Annotated in this window: 18 protein-coding genes; 16 read left to right on the forward strand and 2 right to left on the reverse strand. The window is 71.6% G+C overall.

The features are described from left to right. Positions 1–33 precede the first annotated feature (33 nt). Genes OM98_RS04085 through OM98_RS04100 form a run of 4 tightly spaced genes read left to right on the forward strand, consistent with a single transcriptional unit; the run spans position 34 to position 3,905 of the window. Positions 34–1,050, forward strand: a complete 1,017-nt coding sequence (locus OM98_RS04085) for a siderophore ABC transporter substrate-binding protein (RefSeq protein ID WP_010533307.1) — start codon at positions 34–36, stop codon at positions 1,048–1,050. Positions 1,051–1,060: 10 nt separating this feature from the next. Next, positions 1,061–2,062, forward strand: coding sequence for an ABC transporter permease (locus OM98_RS04090; protein ID WP_010533308.1), 1,002 nt, complete (start codon positions 1,061–1,063; stop codon positions 2,060–2,062). Positions 2,063–2,067: 5 nt separating this feature from the next. Further along, positions 2,068–3,153 (forward strand): iron chelate uptake ABC transporter family permease subunit, encoded by a 1,086-nt coding sequence (locus tag OM98_RS04095; RefSeq protein WP_010533309.1) that lies wholly within the window; start codon positions 2,068–2,070, stop codon positions 3,151–3,153. Further along, the gene (locus OM98_RS04100; RefSeq protein ID WP_010533310.1) at positions 3,150–3,905 is read left to right on the forward strand and encodes an iron ABC transporter ATP-binding protein; all 756 of its coding nucleotides are present in this window, start codon (positions 3,150–3,152) and stop codon (positions 3,903–3,905) included. Before OM98_RS04095 ends, OM98_RS04100 begins: the two co-directional genes overlap by 4 nt. Before the next feature lie 139 nt (positions 3,906–4,044). Here the strand turns inward: OM98_RS04100 and OM98_RS04105 are convergent, their stop codons facing one another. Then, positions 4,045–4,884: an aldo/keto reductase gene (locus OM98_RS04105; RefSeq protein WP_010533311.1), complete on the reverse strand. Its 840-nt coding sequence runs from the start codon at positions 4,882–4,884 to the stop codon at positions 4,045–4,047. 121 nt (positions 4,885–5,005) lie between these two features. On the opposite strand from OM98_RS04105, the gene OM98_RS04110 reads away from it, so the two are divergent. The 11 genes from OM98_RS04110 to OM98_RS04160 all read left to right on the forward strand — a co-directional run bounded on the left by OM98_RS04110 (position 5,006) and on the right by OM98_RS04160 (position 19,059). After that, positions 5,006–6,568 (forward strand): LssY C-terminal domain-containing protein, encoded by a 1,563-nt coding sequence (locus OM98_RS04110; protein ID WP_033194809.1) that lies wholly within the window; start codon positions 5,006–5,008, stop codon positions 6,566–6,568. Between the two features lie 42 nt (positions 6,569–6,610). Next, complete coding sequence (locus tag OM98_RS04115) at positions 6,611–8,062, forward strand: APC family permease (RefSeq protein WP_010533313.1); 1,452 nt, start codon at positions 6,611–6,613, stop codon at positions 8,060–8,062. Positions 8,063–8,128: 66 nt separating this feature from the next. Next, positions 8,129–8,542 (forward strand): universal stress protein, encoded by a 414-nt coding sequence (locus OM98_RS04120; RefSeq protein ID WP_010533314.1) that lies wholly within the window; start codon positions 8,129–8,131, stop codon positions 8,540–8,542. 210 nt (positions 8,543–8,752) lie between these two features. After that, positions 8,753–11,347, forward strand: a complete 2,595-nt coding sequence (locus OM98_RS04125; RefSeq protein WP_010533315.1) for an alkaline phosphatase PhoX — start codon at positions 8,753–8,755, stop codon at positions 11,345–11,347. Positions 11,348–11,598: 251 nt separating this feature from the next. Next, a complete protein-coding gene (locus OM98_RS04130) occupies positions 11,599–14,640 on the forward strand; it encodes a DUF4040 family protein (RefSeq protein WP_010533316.1) in 3,042 nt (1,013 codons plus the stop codon). Further along, positions 14,637–14,966: a sodium:proton antiporter gene (locus OM98_RS04135; RefSeq protein WP_010533317.1), complete on the forward strand. Its 330-nt coding sequence runs from the start codon at positions 14,637–14,639 to the stop codon at positions 14,964–14,966. Before OM98_RS04130 ends, OM98_RS04135 begins: the two co-directional genes overlap by 4 nt. Beyond that, entirely contained in the window at positions 14,966–16,510 is a 1,545-nt protein-coding gene (locus OM98_RS04140; protein ID WP_010533318.1) for a proton-conducting transporter transmembrane domain-containing protein, read from the forward strand. The genes OM98_RS04135 and OM98_RS04140 overlap by 1 nt, the downstream gene beginning before the upstream one ends. Continuing rightward, positions 16,507–17,028 (forward strand): Na+/H+ antiporter subunit E, encoded by a 522-nt coding sequence (locus OM98_RS15015; protein ID WP_010533319.1) that lies wholly within the window; start codon positions 16,507–16,509, stop codon positions 17,026–17,028. Before OM98_RS04140 ends, OM98_RS15015 begins: the two co-directional genes overlap by 4 nt. Further along, positions 17,025–17,285 (forward strand): monovalent cation/H+ antiporter complex subunit F, encoded by a 261-nt coding sequence (locus OM98_RS04150; RefSeq protein WP_010533320.1) that lies wholly within the window; start codon positions 17,025–17,027, stop codon positions 17,283–17,285. The genes OM98_RS15015 and OM98_RS04150 overlap by 4 nt, the downstream gene beginning before the upstream one ends. Continuing rightward, positions 17,282–17,671, forward strand: a complete 390-nt coding sequence (locus OM98_RS04155; RefSeq protein WP_010533321.1) for a cation:proton antiporter — start codon at positions 17,282–17,284, stop codon at positions 17,669–17,671. The genes OM98_RS04150 and OM98_RS04155 overlap by 4 nt, the downstream gene beginning before the upstream one ends. Positions 17,672–18,159: 488 nt before the next feature. Continuing rightward, a complete protein-coding gene (locus OM98_RS04160) occupies positions 18,160–19,059 on the forward strand; it encodes a PhzF family phenazine biosynthesis protein (protein ID WP_010533322.1) in 900 nt (299 codons plus the stop codon). Between the two features lie 16 nt (positions 19,060–19,075). Here OM98_RS04160 and OM98_RS04165 read toward each other — a convergent pair whose 3' ends face one another. Further along, a complete protein-coding gene (locus tag OM98_RS04165; RefSeq protein ID WP_010533323.1) occupies positions 19,076–20,017 on the reverse strand; it encodes an alpha/beta fold hydrolase in 942 nt (313 codons plus the stop codon). Between the two features lie 200 nt (positions 20,018–20,217). Here OM98_RS04165 and OM98_RS04170 point away from each other — a divergent pair, with 200 nt between their 5' ends. Beyond that, positions 20,218–20,694: a DoxX family protein gene (locus OM98_RS04170; RefSeq protein WP_010533324.1), complete on the forward strand. Its 477-nt coding sequence runs from the start codon at positions 20,218–20,220 to the stop codon at positions 20,692–20,694. Positions 20,695–20,711: the final 17 nt, after the last annotated feature.

Here is a 20,711-nt window from a genome sequence, read left to right on the forward strand (position 1 = left end):
GCTCCCCGAACCCCGTCTCACCGAAGGACCCCCATGACCGCGATCAGCCGCCGCCACCTCGGCGCCCTGTCCGCCGCCGGCACCGTTGGCCTGCTCCTCACCGCCTGCGGAGGCGATGACAGCTCGGAGACCACCGACGGCGCCGCGGGCGCCTCCGACGCCGGCGGCGGGTCCGGCACCGTCGAGGTCGAGGACAACGACGGCACCAAGACCGTCGTCGTGCCGCCCACCTCCGTCGTCGCCACCGACAACCGCACCTTCGAGACCCTCCAGGACTGGGGCGTGCAGCTCACCGCCGCCGCCCGCGCCCTGATGCCCTCGACCCTCGACTACGCCGACGACGAGTCGATCATCGACCTCGGCAACCACAACGAGCCCGACCTCGAGGCCGTCGTCGCCGCCGAGCCGGACCTCATCATCAACGGCCAGCGCTTCGCCCAGTACCAGGAGGACTTCGAGAGCCTCGCCCCCGAGGCGACCATCCTGAACCTCGACCCGCGCGAGGACCAGCCCTTCGCCGAGGAGCTCAAACGGCAGGTCTCCGTGCTCGGCCAGGTGTTCGACCAGGAGTCCGAGGCCGAGGAGCTCGGCGCGGGCCTGGACGCGTCGATGGAGCGCGTGACCTCCGCCTACAACGGCTCCGACACCGTCATGGGCGTCATCGTCTCCGGCGGCGAGATCGGCTACATCGCCCCCGGCGACGGCCGCACCCTGGGCTGGGCCTTCGACGCACTCGGCCTGGTCCCCGCCCTCGAGGTGGAGGACACCAGTGACGACCACCAGGGCGACGACATCTCCGTCGAGGCCATCGCCGAGTCCAACCCCACCTGGCTGCTGGTGATGGACCGCGACGCCGCCGTCATGGCCGACGACCCCTCCTACGAGGCCGCCTCCCAGGTGCTCGAGAACTCGGAGGCGCTGGCCTCGGTCACCGCGGTCACCGAGGGCAACATCGTCTACATGCCCGAGGACACCTACACCAACGAGTCCATCCAGACCTACACGGAGTTCTTCACCGACTTCGCGGACGCCCTCGAGGGCTCCTCCTGACCCGTCCTCGATGACGGGCTCCACCACCGCCACGACCGCGCCGGGCACGCCCCGGCGCGGTCGCGAGCGTCTGTTCGACCGCTGGCTCCTGCTGGGCATCCTCGGGGTCGCGCTGCTGCTCGCGGCCTCCCTGTTCACCGGGGTCTACGACATCTTCGGCGCCGACGACGGTGCCGAGATGTTCGCCATCACCCGCATCCCCCGCACCATCGCCCTGGTGCTGGCCGGCGGGGCGATGGCCATGTCCGGGCTGATCATGCAGCTGATGACGCAGAACCGCTTCGTCGAGCCCACCACCACCGGCACCACCGAATGGGCCGGGCTGGGCCTGATCCTGGTGATGATCGTGGCGCCCTCCTCCACCCTGCTCACCCGCATGGTGGTCGCGGTCGTCTTCGCCTTCGTCGGCACCCTGGTGTTCTTCGCCTTCCTGCGAAGGGTGACGCTGCGCAGCTCCCTGATCGTGCCGATCATCGGCATCATGCTCGGCGCCGTGGTCAGCTCGATCTCCACCTTCGTGGCCCTCCAGTTCGACGCCCTGCAGCTGCTGGGGGTGTGGTTCGCCGGCTCCTTCACCTCCGTGATCCGCGGGCAGTACGAGGTGCTCTGGGTGGTGGCGCTGGTGGGCCTCGCCGTGTTCCTGGTCGCCGACCGGCTCACCGTCGCGGGCCTGGGGGAGGACATCGCCACCAACGTCGGCGTGAACTACCAGCGGGTGCTGCTGATGGGCACCGGCCTGGTCGCCGTCGCCACCGGGGTGGTCACCGTGGTGGTCGGCAACCTGCCCTTCCTCGGCCTGATCGTGCCGAACATCGTCTCCCTGATCCGCGGTGACGACCTGCGCTCCAACCTGCCCTGGGTGTGCCTGCTCGGCATCGCCGTGGTCACCGTCTGCGACCTCATCGGGCGGCTGATCATCATGCCCTTCGAGGTCCCGGTGTCCCTGATCCTCGGCATCGTCGGCGCCGTCGTCTTCATCGCGCTGCTGCTGCGCACCCGGCAGGCGGCATGAGCGCCATGACCGACCGCACCGCCCCCGCGCTCGCGGACCCCGCGCCCCCAGTCGGCCCCGGCCGCTCTCGGACCCCCCGGGAGGAGCCCCGCAGCGGCTCCGGGGCCTTCGCCGATGCGCGGGCGCGGCGCCGCTACGTGATCGTGCTGATCGCCCTGGCCGTGGCCGCCGCCGGCTTCGGTGTCGGGATGCTGGCGATGGGCAACCCGATGCCGGTGGGCTCGCGCGGCTTCTGGCTGATCGCCGAGCTGCGCGTCACCTCCCTGATCGTGATGGTGATCTGCGCGTTCTGCCAGGCCACCGCCACGATCGCCTTCCAGACCGTCACCACCAACCGCATCATCACGCCCTCGATCATGGGCTTCGAGTCGCTGTACCGGGTGATCCAGACCGGCGCCGTCTATCTGCTGGGCGTGGCCGGGGTGGGCGCGCTGCAGGGCACCACCCAGTTCCTGCTGCAGGTCGCGGCGATGGTGGGGCTCTCGGTGCTGCTGTACGGCTGGCTGCTGCGCGGCAAGTATGCGAACCTGCAGGTGATGCTGCTGATCGGCATCATCATCGGCGGCGGCCTGGGCTCCGTCTCCGCCTTCATGCAGCGCCTGCTCACCCCCAGCGAGTTCGACGTGCTCACCGCCCGGCTGTTCGGCTCCATCTCCAACGCGGAGACCGAGTACATCCCCTACGCGATCGTGTTCTGCGTGCTCGCGGGCGGGGGCCTGTGGTGGAACGCCCGCACCCTGAACACGGTGGCGCTGGGCAAGGACATCTGCCTGAACCTCGGGGTGCGCCACGGCCGCCAGACCATCCTCACCCTGGTGATGGTGTCGGTCCTGATGGCCACCTCCACCGCCCTGATCGGGCCGATGACCTTCTTCGGCTTCCTGGTGGCGACGCTGACCTACCAGATCGCCGGCACCCACGACCACCGCCGCCTGTTCCCCCTCGGGGTGCTGGTGGGTTTCGTGGTGCTGGCCGGGGCCTATTTCGTCATGGACCACGTGTTCTACGCCCAGGGCGTCGTCTCGATCATCATCGAGCTGGTCGGCGGCACCGTGTTCCTCGTCGTCATCCTGCGGAAGGGCCGCCTGTGATCACCATCGACAAGGTCGCCAAGACCTACTCGGAGACCGTGAGGATCGGCCCGGTTGACCTGGAGATCCCCGCCGGGGGCGTCACCGCGCTGGTCGGCCCCAACGGCGCCGGCAAGTCCACGCTGCTGACCATGGTGGGACGGCTGCTCGGCATGGACGAGGGCACCGTGGAGGTCGCCGGCTACGACGTCGGCTCCACCGCCTCGAAGGACCTCGCCAAGATCCTCTCCGTGCTGCGGCAGGAGAACCATTTCATCACCCGCCTCACCGTGCGGCAGCTGGTGGGCTTCGGTCGCTTCCCCTACTCGCAGGGCCGCATCACCCGCGAGGACGAGCAGAAGATCAGCGAGGCCATCGACTTCCTGGGCCTGACCGAGCTGGAGGGGCGCTACCTCGACCAGCTCTCCGGCGGGCAGCGGCAGCGGGCCTACGTGGCGATGGTGCTGGCGCAGGACACCGAGTACGTGCTGCTGGACGAGCCGCTGAACAACCTCGACATGCGCCACAGCGTGCAGATGATGGGCCGCCTGCGCGACGCCGCCCGAGAGCTGGGTCGCACCATCGTGGTGGTGCTGCACGACATCAACTTCGCCGCCCACTACTCCGACCGCATCGTGGCGATGAAGGACGGCGGTGTGGTCGAGACCGGCCCGGTCGCGGAGATCATGACCGATGCGGTGCTCACCCGGGTGTTCGACACCCCGGTGCAGGTCATCGAGGGCCCGACCGGGCCCCTCGCCGTCTACTACTGAGCCCCACCCGGCCGCCTACTCGGGCTAGTAGCCCAGAAACCTGGCTGTGGTGGTAGGCAACCTGCACATGTGCAGGCTGCCCACCACCACAACCAGGTCTGTGCACGCGGGACCGGGGTGAGGGCCCGCGGGGATCAGCTCAGGACTGGCCGAAGGTGGCGGGGTCGGCGCCGCCGCGGCCGTCGGGACGGTCCAGCGCGTCGATCGCGGCGACCTCCTCGGCGGTCAGCTCGATCTCGGCCGCCTCCAGGTTCTCCACGATGCGGGAGGGGGTGACGGACTTGGGCAGCGCCACGATGCCGTGGGCGATGTGCCAGGCCAGCACCACCTGGGCGGGGGAGACGCCGCGCGCGGTGGCGATCGAGGTGATCGCGTCGTTCTCCAGCAGGTCGCTCTTTCCCTGGCCCAGCGGTCCCCAGGCCTCGGTGACGATGCCGTGCTCGGAGTGCAGCTCCCGCAGGGCGCGCTGCTGGAAGTAGGGGTGCAGCTCGATCTGGTGCACGGCCGGCGCCTCGCCGGTGGCCTCGATGATCTCGCGCAGCTGCTCGGCCGGGTAGTTCGAGACGCCGATGGACGTGGCGAGCCCGCGGTCGCGCAGCTCGATGAGGGTCTTCCAGGCCTCGAGGTACTGCCCCTGGGAGGGGACGGCCCAGTGCACGAGGTACAGGTCCACGTACTCCAGGCCCAGGCGCTCGAGGGAGCCCTCGAGGGCGGCCACGGCGTCGTCGTGGGCATGGGCGTCGTTCCACAGCTTGGTGGTCACGTACACCTGCTCACGGGGCAGGCCGGAGGCGCGCACGGCCTCGCCGACGCCCTCCTCGTTGCCGTAGATCTTCGCGGTGTCGACGTGGCGGTAGCCGGCGGTGAGGGCCTGGCCGGTGACGTCGGCGGCCTTGGCGGCGTCCACCTTGAACACGCCGTAGCCGAGCTGGGGGATCGTGCGGCCGTCGTTCAGGGGGAGCGGGGCGACGGGGGTCATGGCGGTGTCCTTCCGGTCGGGTGCGGTCGGGGCTCGGAGGGCGTCGGGATCGTTCCCGGCTCGCTCCGAGCGAGCGATCCTACGATGGCCCCATGTGCTCAGCCTGTGCAAGGGGATGGCGATGAACCCCGCCCGTTCGGCGCGGTTGGTCCCCCTTCGGCGAGCGATTCCCGAGGCCCCGCCCCGCTACGACCATGAGCAGGGCCACACCCCTGCCCCCGGCCGCTTCGAGCTGTACGCGCTGCTGGACACCCTGTTCATCATCGCGGGCCTGGTGGTCTCGATCTGGCTGGCCCTGCTCTACCTCATCGAGGGCTTCTCCCTGACCCCGGTGCGGCTGCTGTACCTGGTGGGCTTCTGGGTGCTGCTGACCTACATCACCCTGCCGCGGCTGCACCAGCTGATGACCTGGATCTACCTGCCGGACTACTTCTTCGGCCGCACCCGCACCACCGAGGGCGTGCTCTCGGACCCGGTGAACCTGGCGCTGGACGGCGACGAGGAGGACATCCACGTGGCGATGCGCCGCGCCGGCTGGGTGCTCGCCGAGGAGCGCACCCTCTCCTCGGCCTGGGACATGATCCGCTCCACGGTGCTGCGCCGCTCCTACCCCTCCGCGCCCGTCTCCGACCTGTACCTGATGGACCGCCGCCACGACTTCACCTACCAGCAGGAGGTGGGCGGCACCACCGCCAAGCGCCACCACGTGCGCTTCTGGAAGATGCCCCCGGACTTCGTGCTGCCCGGCGGCTACCGGGCCGACTGGCTGGCCGCCGGCACCTACGACCGCGCCGTGGGCTTCTCCTTCTTCACCCTGCAGGTCACGCACCGCATCGACGAGAACACCGACGTGGAGCGGGACTACATCATCGACACGGTCCGCTACGCCGACCCCGGGGTGGGCGTCGAGGTGATCAAGGAGTTCTCCACCTCCTACCAGTCCCGCAACGGCCAGGGCGACCGCTTCACCACCGACGGGGACCTGCCGATCCTCGACGTCTCGGGCTGCAACGAGCGCTCCGACGGCGCCACCGCGCTGATGCTGCCGCGGCACCGCCCCACCGGCTCCAGCGTGATGACGGCCCGCGCCCACCGCGCCACCCAGTCGGCCCTCGCCGCGGCCCGCAGCCGCCGGGGGAAGGCCGCGGCGGCGGGAGCGGGCGGCTCGGCCGCCTTCGCCGAGGAGATCGCCGCGCAGTGGCAGGGCACCGTGGACGACGTGCACGAGGCCTTCGCGAGCGCCGCCGACCACCACCTGCCGCCGCCCACCATCGTGTTCACCGCCCTGCTGGTGGCGATCCAGACCGGGCTCGTGATCGCCCGCTGGGTGGGGGAGCTGCTGGGGGTGGACCTCTCGGGCCTCACCCCGGACGCCTCGCTGCTGTTCCCCGAGAACGTCTCCCTGGTGGTCTCGACCGTGTTCGTGCTGGCCCTGGTGGTGCTCGTGGCCGGGGTGTTCCGCCGCAGCCGCTGGTCGCGGATCGCCCTGATGGCCCTGTTCACCGTCGACGCCGCGACCCGTCTGCTGATCGCCACCGCCGGCTCGGGGGACGTGGCCCACGCCCTGCTGGTGGGGGCCGGGGCCTCGGCGCTCGGCGTGCTCGCGATCTCTTCCGACGCCTCTCGGCTGTGGGTGCAGACGCAGCGCCTGCCCACGCGGGTGATCGAGGGCACCCTGGGGTAGGCTCAGCGCACCTTTCCAGCGATCCGAGAGGATCCCCTCCCCATGAGCGAGAGCACCGGGACCTCCCCCGCGCCGGGCGCCGCCTCCGACAGCGACGGCCAGAACCCCGGCGGCGAGCTCAAGCAGGCGATCACGCCGAAGCTGCTGCTGCTGTTCATCGTCGGCGACATCCTCGGCACCGGCGTGTACGCCCTCACCGGCCGGGTGGCCGGCGAGGTGGGCGGCGCCGGCTGGCTGCCGATCATCCTGGCCTTCGCGGTCGCGATGGTGACCGCCCTGTCCTACCTGGAGATGGTCACCAAGTACCCGCGCGCCGGCGGCGCCGGGCACTACATCCACAAGGCCTTCGGGATGCACTTCCTGACCTTCATGGTGACCTTCGCGGTGCTCTCCTCCGGCATCACCTCCGCCTCGACCTCCTCCGTGTTCCTGGCGGAGAACGTGCTGGCCGCCTTCGGCCTCACCGAGAGCATGGGCGCCGACGCCGCCCGCCTGATCTCGACGATCATCGCCGTGTGCTTCGTGGTGCTGATCGCCTGCGTGAACATGTACGGCGTCAGCGAGTCCGTGAAGTTCAACGTGGTGCTCACCCTCATCGAGCTGACCGGCCTGGCGCTGGTGATCCTGGTGGGCTTCTGGGCCATCGGCCGCGGCGAGGCCGATTTCTCGCAGGTCATCCTGTTCGAGACCCCCGAGGACAAGGGCCTGTTCATGGCCGTCATCGGGGCGACCGCGCTGGCCTTCTTCTCGATGGTGGGCTTCGAGGACTCGGTGAACATGGCCGAGGAGGTCGTGGACCCGGTCAGGAACTTCCCGCGCGCCCTGATCACCGGCCTGTCGATCACCGGCGTGGTCTACGTGCTGGTCTCCGTGACCGCCGTGGCGATCGTGCCGATCGGGGACCTGCAGACCGCCACCACTCCGCTGCTGACCGTGGTCGAGGTGGGCGCCCCGAACCTGCCGATCGGCGAGATCTTCCCCTTCATCTCGATCTTCGCGGTGGCCAACACCGTGCTGATCAACATGATGATGGCCTCCCGCCTGCTGTACGGCATGTCCCGCCAGGGCGTGCTGCCGGGCTTCCTGCGCTACGTGCTGCCGGGCCGCCAGACCCCCTGGGCCGGCATCGTGTTCTCCACCGCGCTGGCGGTGGGCCTGATCCTCACGGTGCGCTTCGTGCTGAACGAGGAGACCATCGGTGCGCTCGGCTCCACCACCGCCCTGCTGCTGCTGGCCGTGTTCGGCCTGGTGAACATCGCGGTGCTGGTGCTGCGCAAGGACACCGTGCGCACCAAGCACTACCGCACCCCCACGGTGCTGCCGTACATCGGCGCGTTCACCACGCTGTTCCTGGTGGGCCCCTGGGCGCAGGAGACCCGCAACTACGTGATCGCGGGCGCGCTGCTCGGCATCGGCCTCGTGCTGTACATCTGCTCCTGGATCTACAACCGCGCGATCCGCTCCCGGCGCACCCGCTTCCACGACCTCGACTGAGCCCCGCGGGGCGGCGCCGTGGCCGCCCCCGGGGTCCCACCGCCCGCCGTCCAGACAGGGGAGACCATGCCCACCGTCCTGCTCGCCTACGTCCCCAGCGCCAGCAGCGAGGCCGCGCTCACCTTCGCGGTGGAGGATGCCCTGCGCCGCGACGCCGCCCTGGTGGTGCTCGCCTCCGACGCCGGCGCCGACCCCCGCAAGGCCCGCGGGGTCACCGACCCGCGGCCGCTCGCCGAGCGCCTCGCCGAGACCGGCCTCGAGCTGGACCTGCGCACGGTCCCGCGCCGCGACGACCCGGCCGACGACATCCTCGACGCGATCGACGAGATGCACCCGGACCTGGTGGTGCTCGGCATCCGCCGCCGCACCCCGATCGGCAAGTTCCTGCTGGGCTCCACCTCGCAGCGCGTGGTCATGGAGTCCACCGCCCCGGTGACCCTGGTCAAGCCCGCCTCGTTCCGGGCTCCCTCGCGCCCCTGAGCTGCACGATCCGGCGCTGAGGCGCCTCGCAGCGCGGCGTCACCGCCCCTCGCGGTGCGGCCGGATTGTCGGGCTCGTTCGCCCACTGTTCCCCTCGACGTTCACCCGGGCGACGCCCGCTGGTGATCGGGGCCTCATGATGCTGTCGCACTGTCATCTCGACCGTTCCGCCCTGGCGGCGCGGGCCCCGACGACAGCGAAGGAATCCCCGTGGCCCTCATCGACCTCCCCCTCCTCATGAAGGATCACGTGGCGGGCAAGCGCTCGCCCGTGACCTGCGCGCTGAAGTGCGGCAACCAGTGCCTCAGCCCCACCTGCAACACCAGCTCCAACGGATACTTCCGCGACGTGGTCTCCGCGGCACTGCGCCGCCGCACCCTGCTGGGCGGCACCGCCGCCGGCGCCCTGGCCCTCAGCGTGGCCGGCCCCGCGACCGCCGCGCCCGCCGCTCCGGGCGTCCCCGCGGCCCCGGCGCCCGCCGCCCCCGGCGGCAGCGCCCTCGATTTCACCGCGATCGACCCCGTGGACTGGGAGACCGACGAGTTCACCGTCCCCGAGGGCTTCGCCTGGCACCCGATCATCCGCTGGGGCGACAAGCTCTTCGCCGACGCCCCCGACTTCGACTGGGACGCCCAGAGCGCCGAGGCGCAGCGCGTGCAGTTCGGCTACAACAACGACTACACGGAGATCCAGGAGATCCCGGGCACCGACGGGCTCGGCGCCGTGATGTTCGTGAACCACGAGTACACCAACGAGAACATCATGCTGCCCGCCGGCACCGACCCCACGGCCGTCGCCGAGATCGGCCTGGCCGCGCACGGCTTCACCGTCGTCGACCTGGAGCGGGACTCCCGGGAGGAGCCCTACCGCTACGTGGTGGACGGCGAGCACAACCGCCGCTACCTCGACGACACCGCGTACGCCTTCACCGGCCCCGCCGCCGGCGACGAGCTGCTGCGGACCAGCCAGTTCCCCGAGGGCACCACCACCGAGGGCACCTTCGGCAACTGCTCCGGCGGCCTCACCCCCTGGGGCACCCTGCTCAGCGGCGAGGAGAACTTCCACGGCTACTTCCGCGGCGCCGGCACCAGCGAGGAGGATGCCCGCTACGGCCTGGTCGACGAGGCCACCGCCCGGGGCTGGGAGAACGTGGATCCGCGCTTCGACCTGCGCACCGAGGGCCTGGAGAACTCCGCCCACCACTTCGGCTGGATCGTCGAGGTGGACCCCTGGGACCCCGAGTCCACCCCGAGGAAGCACACCTCGCTGGGCCGCTTCAAGCACGAGGGCGCCAACGTGATCGTCGCCGAGGACGGCCGCGTGGTCGCCTACTCCGGCGACGACGAGCGCTTCGACTACCTCTACAAGTTCGTCTCCCGCGACACGTACATCGAGGGCGACCGCGAGCACAACAAGACCCTGCTCGAGCACGGCGACCTCTACGTCGCGAAGTTCACCGGGAACTCCCCGGCCGCCGAGATCGACGGCACCGGCGCCCTTCCCTCCGACGACGCCTTCGGCGGCTCCGGCGAGTGGCTGCCGCTGGTCGTGGACGGCGAGTCCCAGGTGGAGGGCTTCACCACCGCCGAGGTGCTGGTGCTGACCCGCCTCGCCGCCGACCAGGTGGGGCCCACCAAGATGGATCGCTGCGAGGACGTCGAGCCCTCCCTGGCCTCCCGCAAGGTGTACGTGGCCTGCACGAACAACTCCAACCGCGGCGTGGACGACTATGCGGGACCTGACGAGACCAACCCCCGCAGCCGCAACCGCGACGGCCACGTGGTGGAGATCGACGAGCAGGGCGACCAGACCTCCACCGGCTTCGCCTGGAACCTGCTGCTGGTCTGCGGCGACCCCGCCCAGAACGAGGCCACCTACTTCGGCGGCTTCCCCGCCGACCAGGTCTCCCCGATCTCCTGCCCCGACAACCTGGCCTTCGACTCGGTGGGCAACCTCTGGATCTCCACCGACGGCGCCCCCAGCAGCATCGGCTACAACGACGGCCTGTTCCGCGTGACCCTCGACGGGGACGAGCGCGGCCGGGTCGAGCAGTTCCTCTCCGTCCCCCGTGACGCCGAGACCTGCGGGCCCATCGTCCGCGACGCCGACCTCACCGCCTTCGTCTCCGTGCAGCACCCCGGCGAGGACGGCGAGTTCGACGCCCAGGTCTCCTTCTTCCCCGACTTCGACGGCACCGGCCCCCGCCCCACCGTGGTGCAGGTGCTGCCCGAGGCCGACGAGGAGGAGCCCTTCACCGACATGGGCCCCGGCGACGAGCACTACGAGGCGGTGCTCTGGGCCTACCGGGAGGGCATCGCGAAGGGCTACGACGACGGCACCTTCCGCCCCACCCAGGCGGTGAACCGCGATGCGATGGCGGCGTTCCTGCACCGCCTGGCGGGCTCGCCGGAGGTGACGATGCCCCGGACGCGCCCCTTCTCGGACGTGGTCGACGGCCAGGAGCACGAGGAGGCGATCATCTGGGCGTACCAGCAGGGCATCACGACCGGCTGGGCCGACCGCACCTTCCGGCCCACCGAGTCGATCACCCGCGACGCGATGGCCGCCTTCGTGTACCGCTACGCCGGCTCGCCCGAGGTGGAGACCCCCACCTCCCGGCCCTTCCCGGACGTGCCGGCCGGCAGCCAGTTCGCCCGCGAGATCGCCTGGCTGAAGGCCGAGGGGATCACCACCGGCTGGTCCGACGGCACCTACCGGCCGCTGTCCCCGATGAACCGCGACGCCACCGCGGCCTTCCTGTACCGGATGCGGGAGGAGCAGGGGATCACCTTCCGCAGCCGCTGAGGCGCCGTCGCCCCAGCCGTGTCCAGCCCGAACCAGCCCCTTCTGCGGGGCCGGCGAGGTGATCTCTCCCACGGGGGACGGCCGATCCGGCCGTCCCCCGCAGCCGTCCCGGACCCCTCGAGGCTTATTTCTCTCCGCGTGCGCCCGCGAGGCCCCACGAGGTCCAGCGCCGCCGGGACCGAGTTGGGGCGTTTCCGAGCACTCGCTAGAATCCCCGCCATGACCCGCCACGACACCACCGCCGGGCCGGGGTGCTGACGGTGTCGGTGCTGTGGACCCTGCTGATCCTCCTCGTGACGGTCGTGATCACCCCGGTCCTCGACCGCGCTCTCGGCCGCTCCGCCTGCTGGATCCTCGCCGCGCTCTACCTCGCCGCCGCCGGGGCCCTCGTCCCCGCCGCCGCCTCGGTGCTCTCCGGCGAGCCCGATCCCGCGACCACGCACTTCACGATCCCCTGGGCCGGCGCCTGGGGCGTCGACCTCGCGCTGCGCGCTGACGGCCTCGGCATCGTCTTCTCCATGATCGCGCTGGTCATCGGCGCGGTGGTGCTGGCCTACTCGGCCCGCTACCTCGAGCCGGGCCGCAACCTCAGCTTCTCGCTGGTGATGGCGCTGTTCACCCTGTCGATGGTCACCCTGGTGCTGGCCGACGACCTGGTGCTGCTGTTCATCGCCTGGGAGCTCACCTCGATCGCGTCCTTCCTGCTGATCGCGCGCTCCGGCGCCGCCGGGCAGGCCGCCTCGATGCGCACGCTGCTGATCACCTTCCTCGGCGGGCTGTCGCTGCTGACGGCCGTGGTGCTGATGGTGGCGCGGCTCGGCACCACCTCGGTCACCGAGGTGCTGGCCGCCGACGTGTGGGGCAGCGACCCCGGCTTCACCACCCTGGTGGCGCTGCTGGTGGCGGTCGCGGCCTGCACCAAGTCCGCGCAGTTCCCCTTCCACGTGTGGCTCCCGGACGCGATGGCCGCCATCACCCCGGTCTCCGCCTACCTGCACGCCGCGGCCGTGGTGAAGGCCGGCATCTTCCTGCTGCTGCGCTTCAGCCCCGCCTTCCACGACGTGCTCGCCTGGAACGTGCTGCTCATCGTCGCGGGCCTGATCACCGCCTTCGTCGGCGGATACCTGGCGCTCGCCCAGCCGGACCTGAAGAAGCTGATGGCCTACTCGACCGTCAGCCAGCTGGGCCTGATCGTCGCCGTGATCGGCGTGGGCAGCGAGTACGCCATCCAGGCCGCGATCCTGCACACCATCGCCCACGCCCTGTTCAAGTCCGGGCTGTTCATGATGGTGGGCGTGCTGGACCACGCCGTCCACACCCGCGAGCTGCGCCGCATGCCCGCGCTGTGGCGGGCGATGCCGGGCAGCTTCGTCGTCACCCTGCTGGGCTGCATGTCCATGGCCGGCCTGCCGCCGATGCTCGGCTTCGTCTCCAAGGAGTCGCTGTTCACCGGCGCCCTGGAGAACGAGGGGGCCGCCTGGGCGGGCTGGGCCGTCGCCCTCGGCCTGGCCGGCGCCAGCGTGTTGACCTTCGCCTACTGCGCGAAGATCGTGCTGGGCGCCTTCGTCGATGGCCGTGACGAGGAGTACCTGGCCCGCGTCGACGGCGAGGTCACCCGCAGCGGGCACGACGCCGCCGGGGCCACCGTCCGCGCCGAGGACGCCCACCGTCCCGAGGGCCTGTTCTTCTGGCCGGCCTCACTGCCGATCCTCGCCGGGCTGCCGCTGGCGATCTGGGTGGGCGTGCTGGACACCCCCGTCGGCGCCGCCATGCAGGCGGGCCTGGGGGAGGAGTTCCACCCCCACCTGGCCTTCTGGCACGGCCTCACCCCCGAGCTGGGCCTCACCGCGGGCGTGGTGCTGCTGGGCACCCTGGTGGCGCTCGGCCGCCGCCGAATCCTGCCCGTGCTCGAGAACCGCCCCTTCCCGGTGGACGGCGCGCGCGTGCTCACCGGCGTGGACCGGCTCGCCGAACGCATCGGCATCGCCCTGGTCCGCCCCAGCCGCACCGACGACCCCGTGAAGCACCTCGGCGCGATCCTGCTGGCCTTCGCCGCGGTCGTGCTGGGCTCCCTCGCGGTGCTGGCCGACCAGCTGCCCCCGCTGATGCCGGGCATGAACACCCTGATGGACCTCGTGATCCTGCTGCTGATGATCGTGGCCGTCGCCGTGGTCGTCCGCCAGCGCGGCCGCCTCGGCGCCGCCGTGGGCCTGTCGGCCGTGGGCGTGCTGGCCACCGTGCAGATCCTGGCGCTCGGCGCCCCCGACGTGGCGCTGACCCAGCTGCTGGTCGAGTCGCTGACGATCATCATCATCATGCTGGTCCTCCAGCGCCTGCCCCGTCGCTTCGACGCCCCCGATCCGCGCCGCCGCCGCGGCGCCGGGATCGTCGCCGGGATCATGGGCCTGACCGCCGGGGCCGGGGTGTTCCTGTTCATGGGCCGGCGCGGACGCAGCGACGTCGCCCAGTACTACATCGACAACGCCGAGGAGATCACCGGCGGGCACAACATCGTCAACGTGATCCTGGTGGAGTTCCGTGCGCTGGACACGCTCGGCGAGCTCTCCGTGCTCGGCATGGCCGGCGTCGCGATCGTCGCGGTGCTCTCCAGCGTCCGGTCGCTGTTCATCGACCCCGACGAGCGCTGCGCCGAGGACGACCCGCAGCCCGCGCTGCGCGAGGAGAGCACCTCCGCGCACCGCGCGATCGCCTCCGCCTGGGGCAACACCGCCGCCCTGCAGTTCATGGTGCGGGTGACCGCCCCGATCCTGGTGGCGATCTCGCTGATGCTGTTCTGGCGCGGCCACAACGCCCCCGGCGGCGGCTTCATCGCCGCCCTGGTGGGCTCCGCGATCGTCGCCCTGATCTACCTGTCCACCTCGCGCGACCGACAGATCGGCCCGCCCAAGCTGCCGCTGTTCCTCATCGGCGGGGGCATCATCACCGCCCTGGCCGCCGGCTTCCTCGGCTTCGCGAAGGACGGCTTCCTGGAGCCGCTGCACGGCTACCTGCTGGGCCAGCACCTCTCCACCGCCATGATCTTCGACCTCGGCGTGTACCTCGCGGTGCTCGGCCTGGTGATGGTCGCGGTGAACCTGCTCGGCGCGGGCGCCTCCACGGGCTCCAGCGAGCCGGGGGAGAGCACCCGTGAGCGCACCGACGAGGCGGTCGAGGGCGAGCTGCCCGGACCGCTGGACACCACCCGCGGGGAGCCCGCGCTCCGCCGCCGCGTCGGCGTGGGCACCGCGCACCTGACCACCGGCACCAAGCCGAAGGAGGCCGGGCGCCGATGATCCTCAGCCTGACCGTGGCCGTCCTGGTGGGCGGCGGGGTGTACCTGCTGCTGCAGCGCAGCATGGTGCGTGCCGTGTTCGGCATGACCCTGCTCAGCCACGCCGCGAACTTCGTGCTGCTCGCCGCCGGGGTCCCCGGCTGGCGCGCCGAGCCGCTGATCGGCGAGTCCGATCCCGCGGCGATGGCGGACCCGCTGCCGCAGGCCTTCGTGCTGACGGCCATCGTCATCACCATGGCGGTCACCATCTTCATGCTGACCCTGGCCGTGATCGGCCGCGACGACGACATGGCCTCCTATCCCGGGACGGGGGAGACGCGCGACTGATGAGCATCCCTGCCGTTCCCCCCACCCTGCTGCCACTGTTCGTGGTGCTGCCGCTGCTGGCCGCCGCCGTCCTGGTGGTCGTCCGCCGCCGCGCCGTCGAGACCACCGCCCTGATCGCCGTGCCGGCCCTGGTCGGCCTCGGCGCTATCTGGTTGCTGGTCGAGCACCGCGGCACCCCGGTGATCTCCCACGCCGTCGGCGGCTTCTCCGACGTGCTCGCGATCCCCTTCGTCTCGGACACCTTCAGCGCGCTGATGCTGCTGGTCACCGCCGTGTCGACGCTCGCCGCGAGCGTGTTCCTGATCCTCACCGGCGAATCCCGCTACCGCTTCGTGCCGCCGCTGGTGCTGCTGCTCAGCGGCGGCGTGAACGGCGCCCTGCTCACGGGCGACCTGTTCAACCTGTTCGTCTGGGTCGAGGTCATGCTGATGCCCTCCTACGCCCTGATCGCGGTGACGGGCACCTGGCGACGCCTCGGCATCGGTCGACTGTTCGTGCTGGTCAACCTGCTCACCTCGACGGTGCTGCTGATCGGCGTCGGCTTCGTCTACGGCACCGCCGGCACCGTGAACCTGGCCTCCCTGGCCGGGGCGGGCAGCGAGAACCCGCTGACCGCGGCGGCGCTCGGCGTGGTTCTGCTGGCACTGGCCGTGAAGGGCGCCGTGGTGCCCGTGCACTCCTGGCTGGCCCGCTCCTACCCGGCCACCTCCGCCGGCATCATGGCGCTGTTCTCCGCCCTGCACACGAAGGTTGCCCTCTACGCGATCTACCGGATCGTGGCGGTGGCCTTCGAGGACGGCATCCCCTTCCTGCCCGTCGTGGCGGTGATGGCGTTCGCGACGATCCTCATCGGCGCCTTCTCCACCACCGGCTCGATCCGCCTGCGCACCGCGATGAGCCACCAGATGGTCGTCGGCGTCGGTCACTTCCTGCTCGGCATCGTGCTGTTCACGCAGATGGCGATGGGCGCCGGCATCCTCTACCAGGTCCACTCGATCATCACCATGTCGGCCCTGGTGCTGATCATCGGCGCGATCGAGCAGACCTACGGCACCGGGCGCATGGACCACCTCTCGGGGCTGGCCCGTCGCGACCCCTGGGTGATGGTGATCCTCGCGCTGGGCATGTTCTCCCTGGTGGGCCTGCCGCCCACCTCCGGCACCTGGGGCAAGATCGGTCTGCTGCGGGCCTCCGCCGAGCAGGTCTCCGCCGGGGAGGCTCTGCTGGGCTGGGGCGCGATCCTCGCTGTCCTGCTGGCCTCGATCGGCTCCATGCTGGGCCTGCAGCGGGTGTGGCGCCGCGCGGCCTGGGGCGAGGACATGACTACCTACCGTCCCGATAACGCGGTCACCGGCCGCGGCGAGGAGCAGACGCTGCCGGACTCGGTGCGGGTCCCCGCCCGCCTGGCCGCCCCCGGCGCCGTGATGATGGCCCTGTCGCTGGCGATGTTCGTCGGCATTGGCGTCGTGCTGCCGACCACGGAGCTGGCCGCTACCGACCTGCTGGACGTGAACGCCTACGTGGAGGCGGTGATGGGCGGATGATGCGCCTCTGGTACGGGATCAGCTACATCGGCTGGATCCTGCTCGAGATCCTCAAGGGGTCCGTGCAGGTGGCCTGGGCGGCCTACCGTCCCGGCGTCCACTCCTCCCCGGCGATCGTGGAGTACCCGCTGCGCGCCACCACGGACGTCGAGATCATCGCGATGGCCTCCTCGATCACCATCACCCCGGGCACGCTGGTGGTGGGCACCGCCCACGGCACCCTCGAGCAGGGGCCGAGCCTGTTCGTGCACGTGCTGTTCGCCGAGTCCCGGGAGCAGGTCGTCGCCGACCTCGCCGAGATGGAGGAGCGCCTGCTGCGCGCCACCCGCGGCCGCGGGGGAGCGGATGCCGCCCTGCGGCTCCGTCGCCGCGGCAGCGGCGACGAGCGTTTCGCCGACACCCAGGCCGCCGACGCGGTGCGCGACCACGGGGTGCGCACCGGCCCGCGGTCCTCCCGGCCGGAGCCCCCCGGCGGGGTCCACCCCGACGACGCCCCCGAGCCCGAGGAGCGATCATGAGCATCGTGCTGTGGCTGACGGTCTGCCTGCTGGGCGCCACCATTTTGGTGGGCCTGCTGCGCATCGCCTCCGCCCCCGACCCCGCCAGCCGCGCCGTCGTCGGCGACCTGGTGTTCTTCTCCGGCGTGGGCTTGATCGTGCTGATCGGCCTGCTCAACGAGTCCGCGGCCGCCGTGGACGCCGCCCTGATCGCCGCGGTGCTGGGCATCCTCGCCACCGTGGCCCTGGCCCGCATCCTCACCCGGGGGCGCCGATGATCGCCGCCCTGATCGTGGACGTGCTGGCCTCCGTGCTGCTGCTGGGCGGGGCGTTCTGGATGCTCACCGCCGCGCTGTCGATGTTCCGGGCGCACGACGCCCTGGCGCGGATCAACGTGCTCTCCCCGGCCACGGGGCTGGGCCTGCCGATGATCGTGCTCGGCGCCTTCCTGCTGCACACGAAGGTCGAAGGCTTCGAGGTCGCGGTGCTGATCAAGACGATCCTCACGGTGGTCGCGCTGATCATCGTCTCCTCGATCGCCTCGAACGTGCTCTCCCGCGCGGCGTACATGTCGGGCTCCGCGGTGGACCCCCGCACGGCCCCGCAGGACCTCGCGCGCAGCCCCGAGGAGGGGGACCAGGTCCCGCTCACCGAGGAGCGCTGAGCGCCCCGTCGAGAGCGCTCCACCTCGCCCGGCCCACGCCGTCCGTGCAGGTCGTCGAGCCCGTGCGCTGGGCCTCCAAGTCGTGAACGCCCTCACCGGGGACGGAGACGGCCCCCTTGCCCGATACGAGGTCGTCTATGGTGGCCGTCTCCCGCTGCCCGATCGCGTGCCCCGAGAGTCCTGCTCGGACGCATGCGTCACGGCCTCACGCCATCCCCCAGGAGAACGATGACGGCCCCCACCGGTACGACCATCGCCAGCCCTGAGAACACCTGAAGCGCCCTGGGTTTCGTTCCGTGGTTAGACGGTCGCGGGCGCGGTCGTCGTCAGGTGCGTGTAGGCCGCTTCGACGCTCGCTGGGGTGCGGTAGCCGAGAGCTTCGTGAAGCCGGGCCGTGTTCCCTGCCCGCCCTGACCGCCTAACCCCTCAGCGAAGGACCGCTACACCACTTCCAGGGGCTTGACCACCGACAGTGCGAGGATGGCCGCATGCACAGCGTCGACCCCGTCTCCCGACCCTTCGCGCAGGTGGACGTGTTCGGCGCGTCCCCGTACCGCGGCAATCCGGTGGCGGTGGTGCTGGACGCCTACCGGCTGAGCGAGGAGCAGATGCAGGCCTTCGCCGCCTGGACCAACCTCTCCGAGACCACCTTCGTGCTGCAGCCGACCGTGCCCGGCGCCGACTACCGGCTGCGGATCTTCACCCCCACCGGGGAGCTGCCCTTCGCCGGGCACCCGACCCTCGGCACCGCTGCCGCCTGGTTGGCCGCGGGGGGAGTGCCCGGCGGGGAGCGCATCGTGCAGGAGTGCGCCGTCGGGCTGGTCGAGGTGCGCCGCGGCGGAGCCGCCCCCGAGGATGCCCGTGACGTGGAGACCCTCGCCTTCGCCGCCCCGCCCCTGCAGCGCAGCGGCCCCCTCGACGCCGAGCACCTCCAGCTCGCGGCCGCGGCCCTCGGAGTACCCGACCAGGCCGTGGTCGATCATGCCTGGGTGGACAACGGCCCCGGCTGGGCCGTCGTGGAGCTGGGCTCGGCCGCCGAGGTGGTGGCCCTCAAGCCCGACCTCGCCGCGATCCCCGGGAGGAAGATCGCCTCCCTCGGCGTCATCGGCCCCGACACCGGCTCCGACATGGCGTACGAGGTGCGGGCCTTCGTCGCTCCTGACCCCGCCACCGGCACCCCCGGCTACGAGGACCCCGTGACCGGCAGCCTCAACGCCGGCATCGCCCAGTGGATGCTCGAGCGCGGCCGTCTCACCCCGCCGTGGACCGCTCACCAGGGCACGCGGCTGGGCCGCGACGGGGCTGTGCGGGTAGATGTTGACGCAGAGGGCACCGTCTGGATCGGCGGCTGCGCCCGTGTCGCCATCCGGGGCATGATCGAGATCTGAGGGACCTCGGAAGCGCTCAGGCGTCGGGGGAGCAGGCCCGCCCGGCGAATCCGATGATCTCCGCGGCCACCTCGTCGCGGATCGGCGGCTCGTTGTGCACCTCGTGGCGGAAGCCCGGGTACACCCGCACCCGCACGTCCTCGTGTCCCCTCGCGATCAGGCGGTTGCCCACCGTGTACGCCCCGCTGCCGTAGCCGGCCACCGGGTCCTGGTCCCCGGCCAGGATCAGCACCGGCAGGTCCCCGGGCACCTGCGCGTACCAGTCGGCATCGTTGGCCTGGTCGTAGAGGGCGACGAAGCCCTGCAGGAAGCGCACCGACAGCGGCGCCCCGAAGCGGTTCAGCGGGTCCCGCGCGTGGTCGGCGACGACGTCCGGATCGGCCGCCACCCAGTCCGTCGGCCCGGCATCCGGCCCGAAGCGGTCCACGAAGCCGTCGAACACCGCGGCCATGTGATGCCCGGGCACCTCGGCCTCGGGGTCCGGCTCGGCGGCCAGCGCCGCGCGGTCCACCAGCTGCTCCATGCCGTGCATGTCCGCGGCGATCCCGCCGAGCACCAGCCCGGCCAGGGGCGGCTCGGCGCGGGCGGCCACGACCCGGGAGATCATCGAGCCCCAGGAGTGGCCGTAGACCACGGCCGGCAGGCCGGGATGCAGGGAGCGCACGTGCGCCAGCAGCGCCAGCTCGTCCTCGACCACCACCCGGTCGGCCTCCGCGCCGGCATCGCCCCAGGTGTCCTCCGCGGCCGCGGTGGCGCCGTGCCCGGCGTGGTCGTCGGCCGCCACCACGAAGCCCGCGTCGAGCAGGACGGTGATAAGGCGCAGATAGCGGCGGGAGTGCTCCCCGAGACCGTGCACGATCTGCACGATCCCGCGCGGTGTGACCACCGGGTCGTACACCCAGGCGCGGATCGCGTCGCGCCCGTTGGCGGAGGGAAGGGTGAACTCGTGCAGGGCCATCGCGGTGCTCCTCGTCGACGTCCGCGCGGCGGCTCCGATGCGACCGCGCGCCGCCTCCGATCGTAGGCGGCGGCGAGAGGTGGCTCCCTTCGGATGACGACGGATGGACGCGGACTGGCAGATAGCGGGTCCGTGGGCCACACTCGGGGCTTCGTCCGGGCGGGGCACCCCGCCCCGGCAGCAGTTCGAAGGAGCCCAGCATGTCCAGCACCACCACCGAGCACAGCACCGCCGCGACCGATCGCAGCACCGCCCGCCGCGCCGACCGGCGCACCGCCCCCGGAGGGGTCTCCGCGGGGCTGCTCGTCCTCCGCCTCGGCCTCGGCGTCGTCTTCCTCGCCCACGGCGCGCAGAAGGTGTTCGAGGCGGGCCTCGACGGCACCGCCGCCTCCTTCGCGGCGATGGGGGTGCCCTTCGCGGAGATCCTCGGCCCCGTGGTCGCGCTGCTCGAGCTGGTCGGCGGCGCGCTGCTGATCCTCGGCCTCGCCACCCGCGCGATCGCCCTCGCGCTCGCCGTGGACATGATCGTCGCGGCGCTGCTGGTGCACCTGGCCGCCGGGTTCTTCGCGGCCGACGGCGGCTACGAGCTCACGCTCGTGCTCGCCACCGGGGCCCTCGCCCTGGTGCTCGCCGGGCCGGGCCGCTTCGCGCTGGACGTGGTCTTCGGCCGGCGCTGAGCGATGCCCCGGGGGCT

It is taken from the genome of Brachybacterium squillarum M-6-3, from assembly GCF_000225825.1.
GTDB lineage: Bacteria > Actinomycetota > Actinomycetes > Actinomycetales > Dermabacteraceae > Brachybacterium > Brachybacterium squillarum.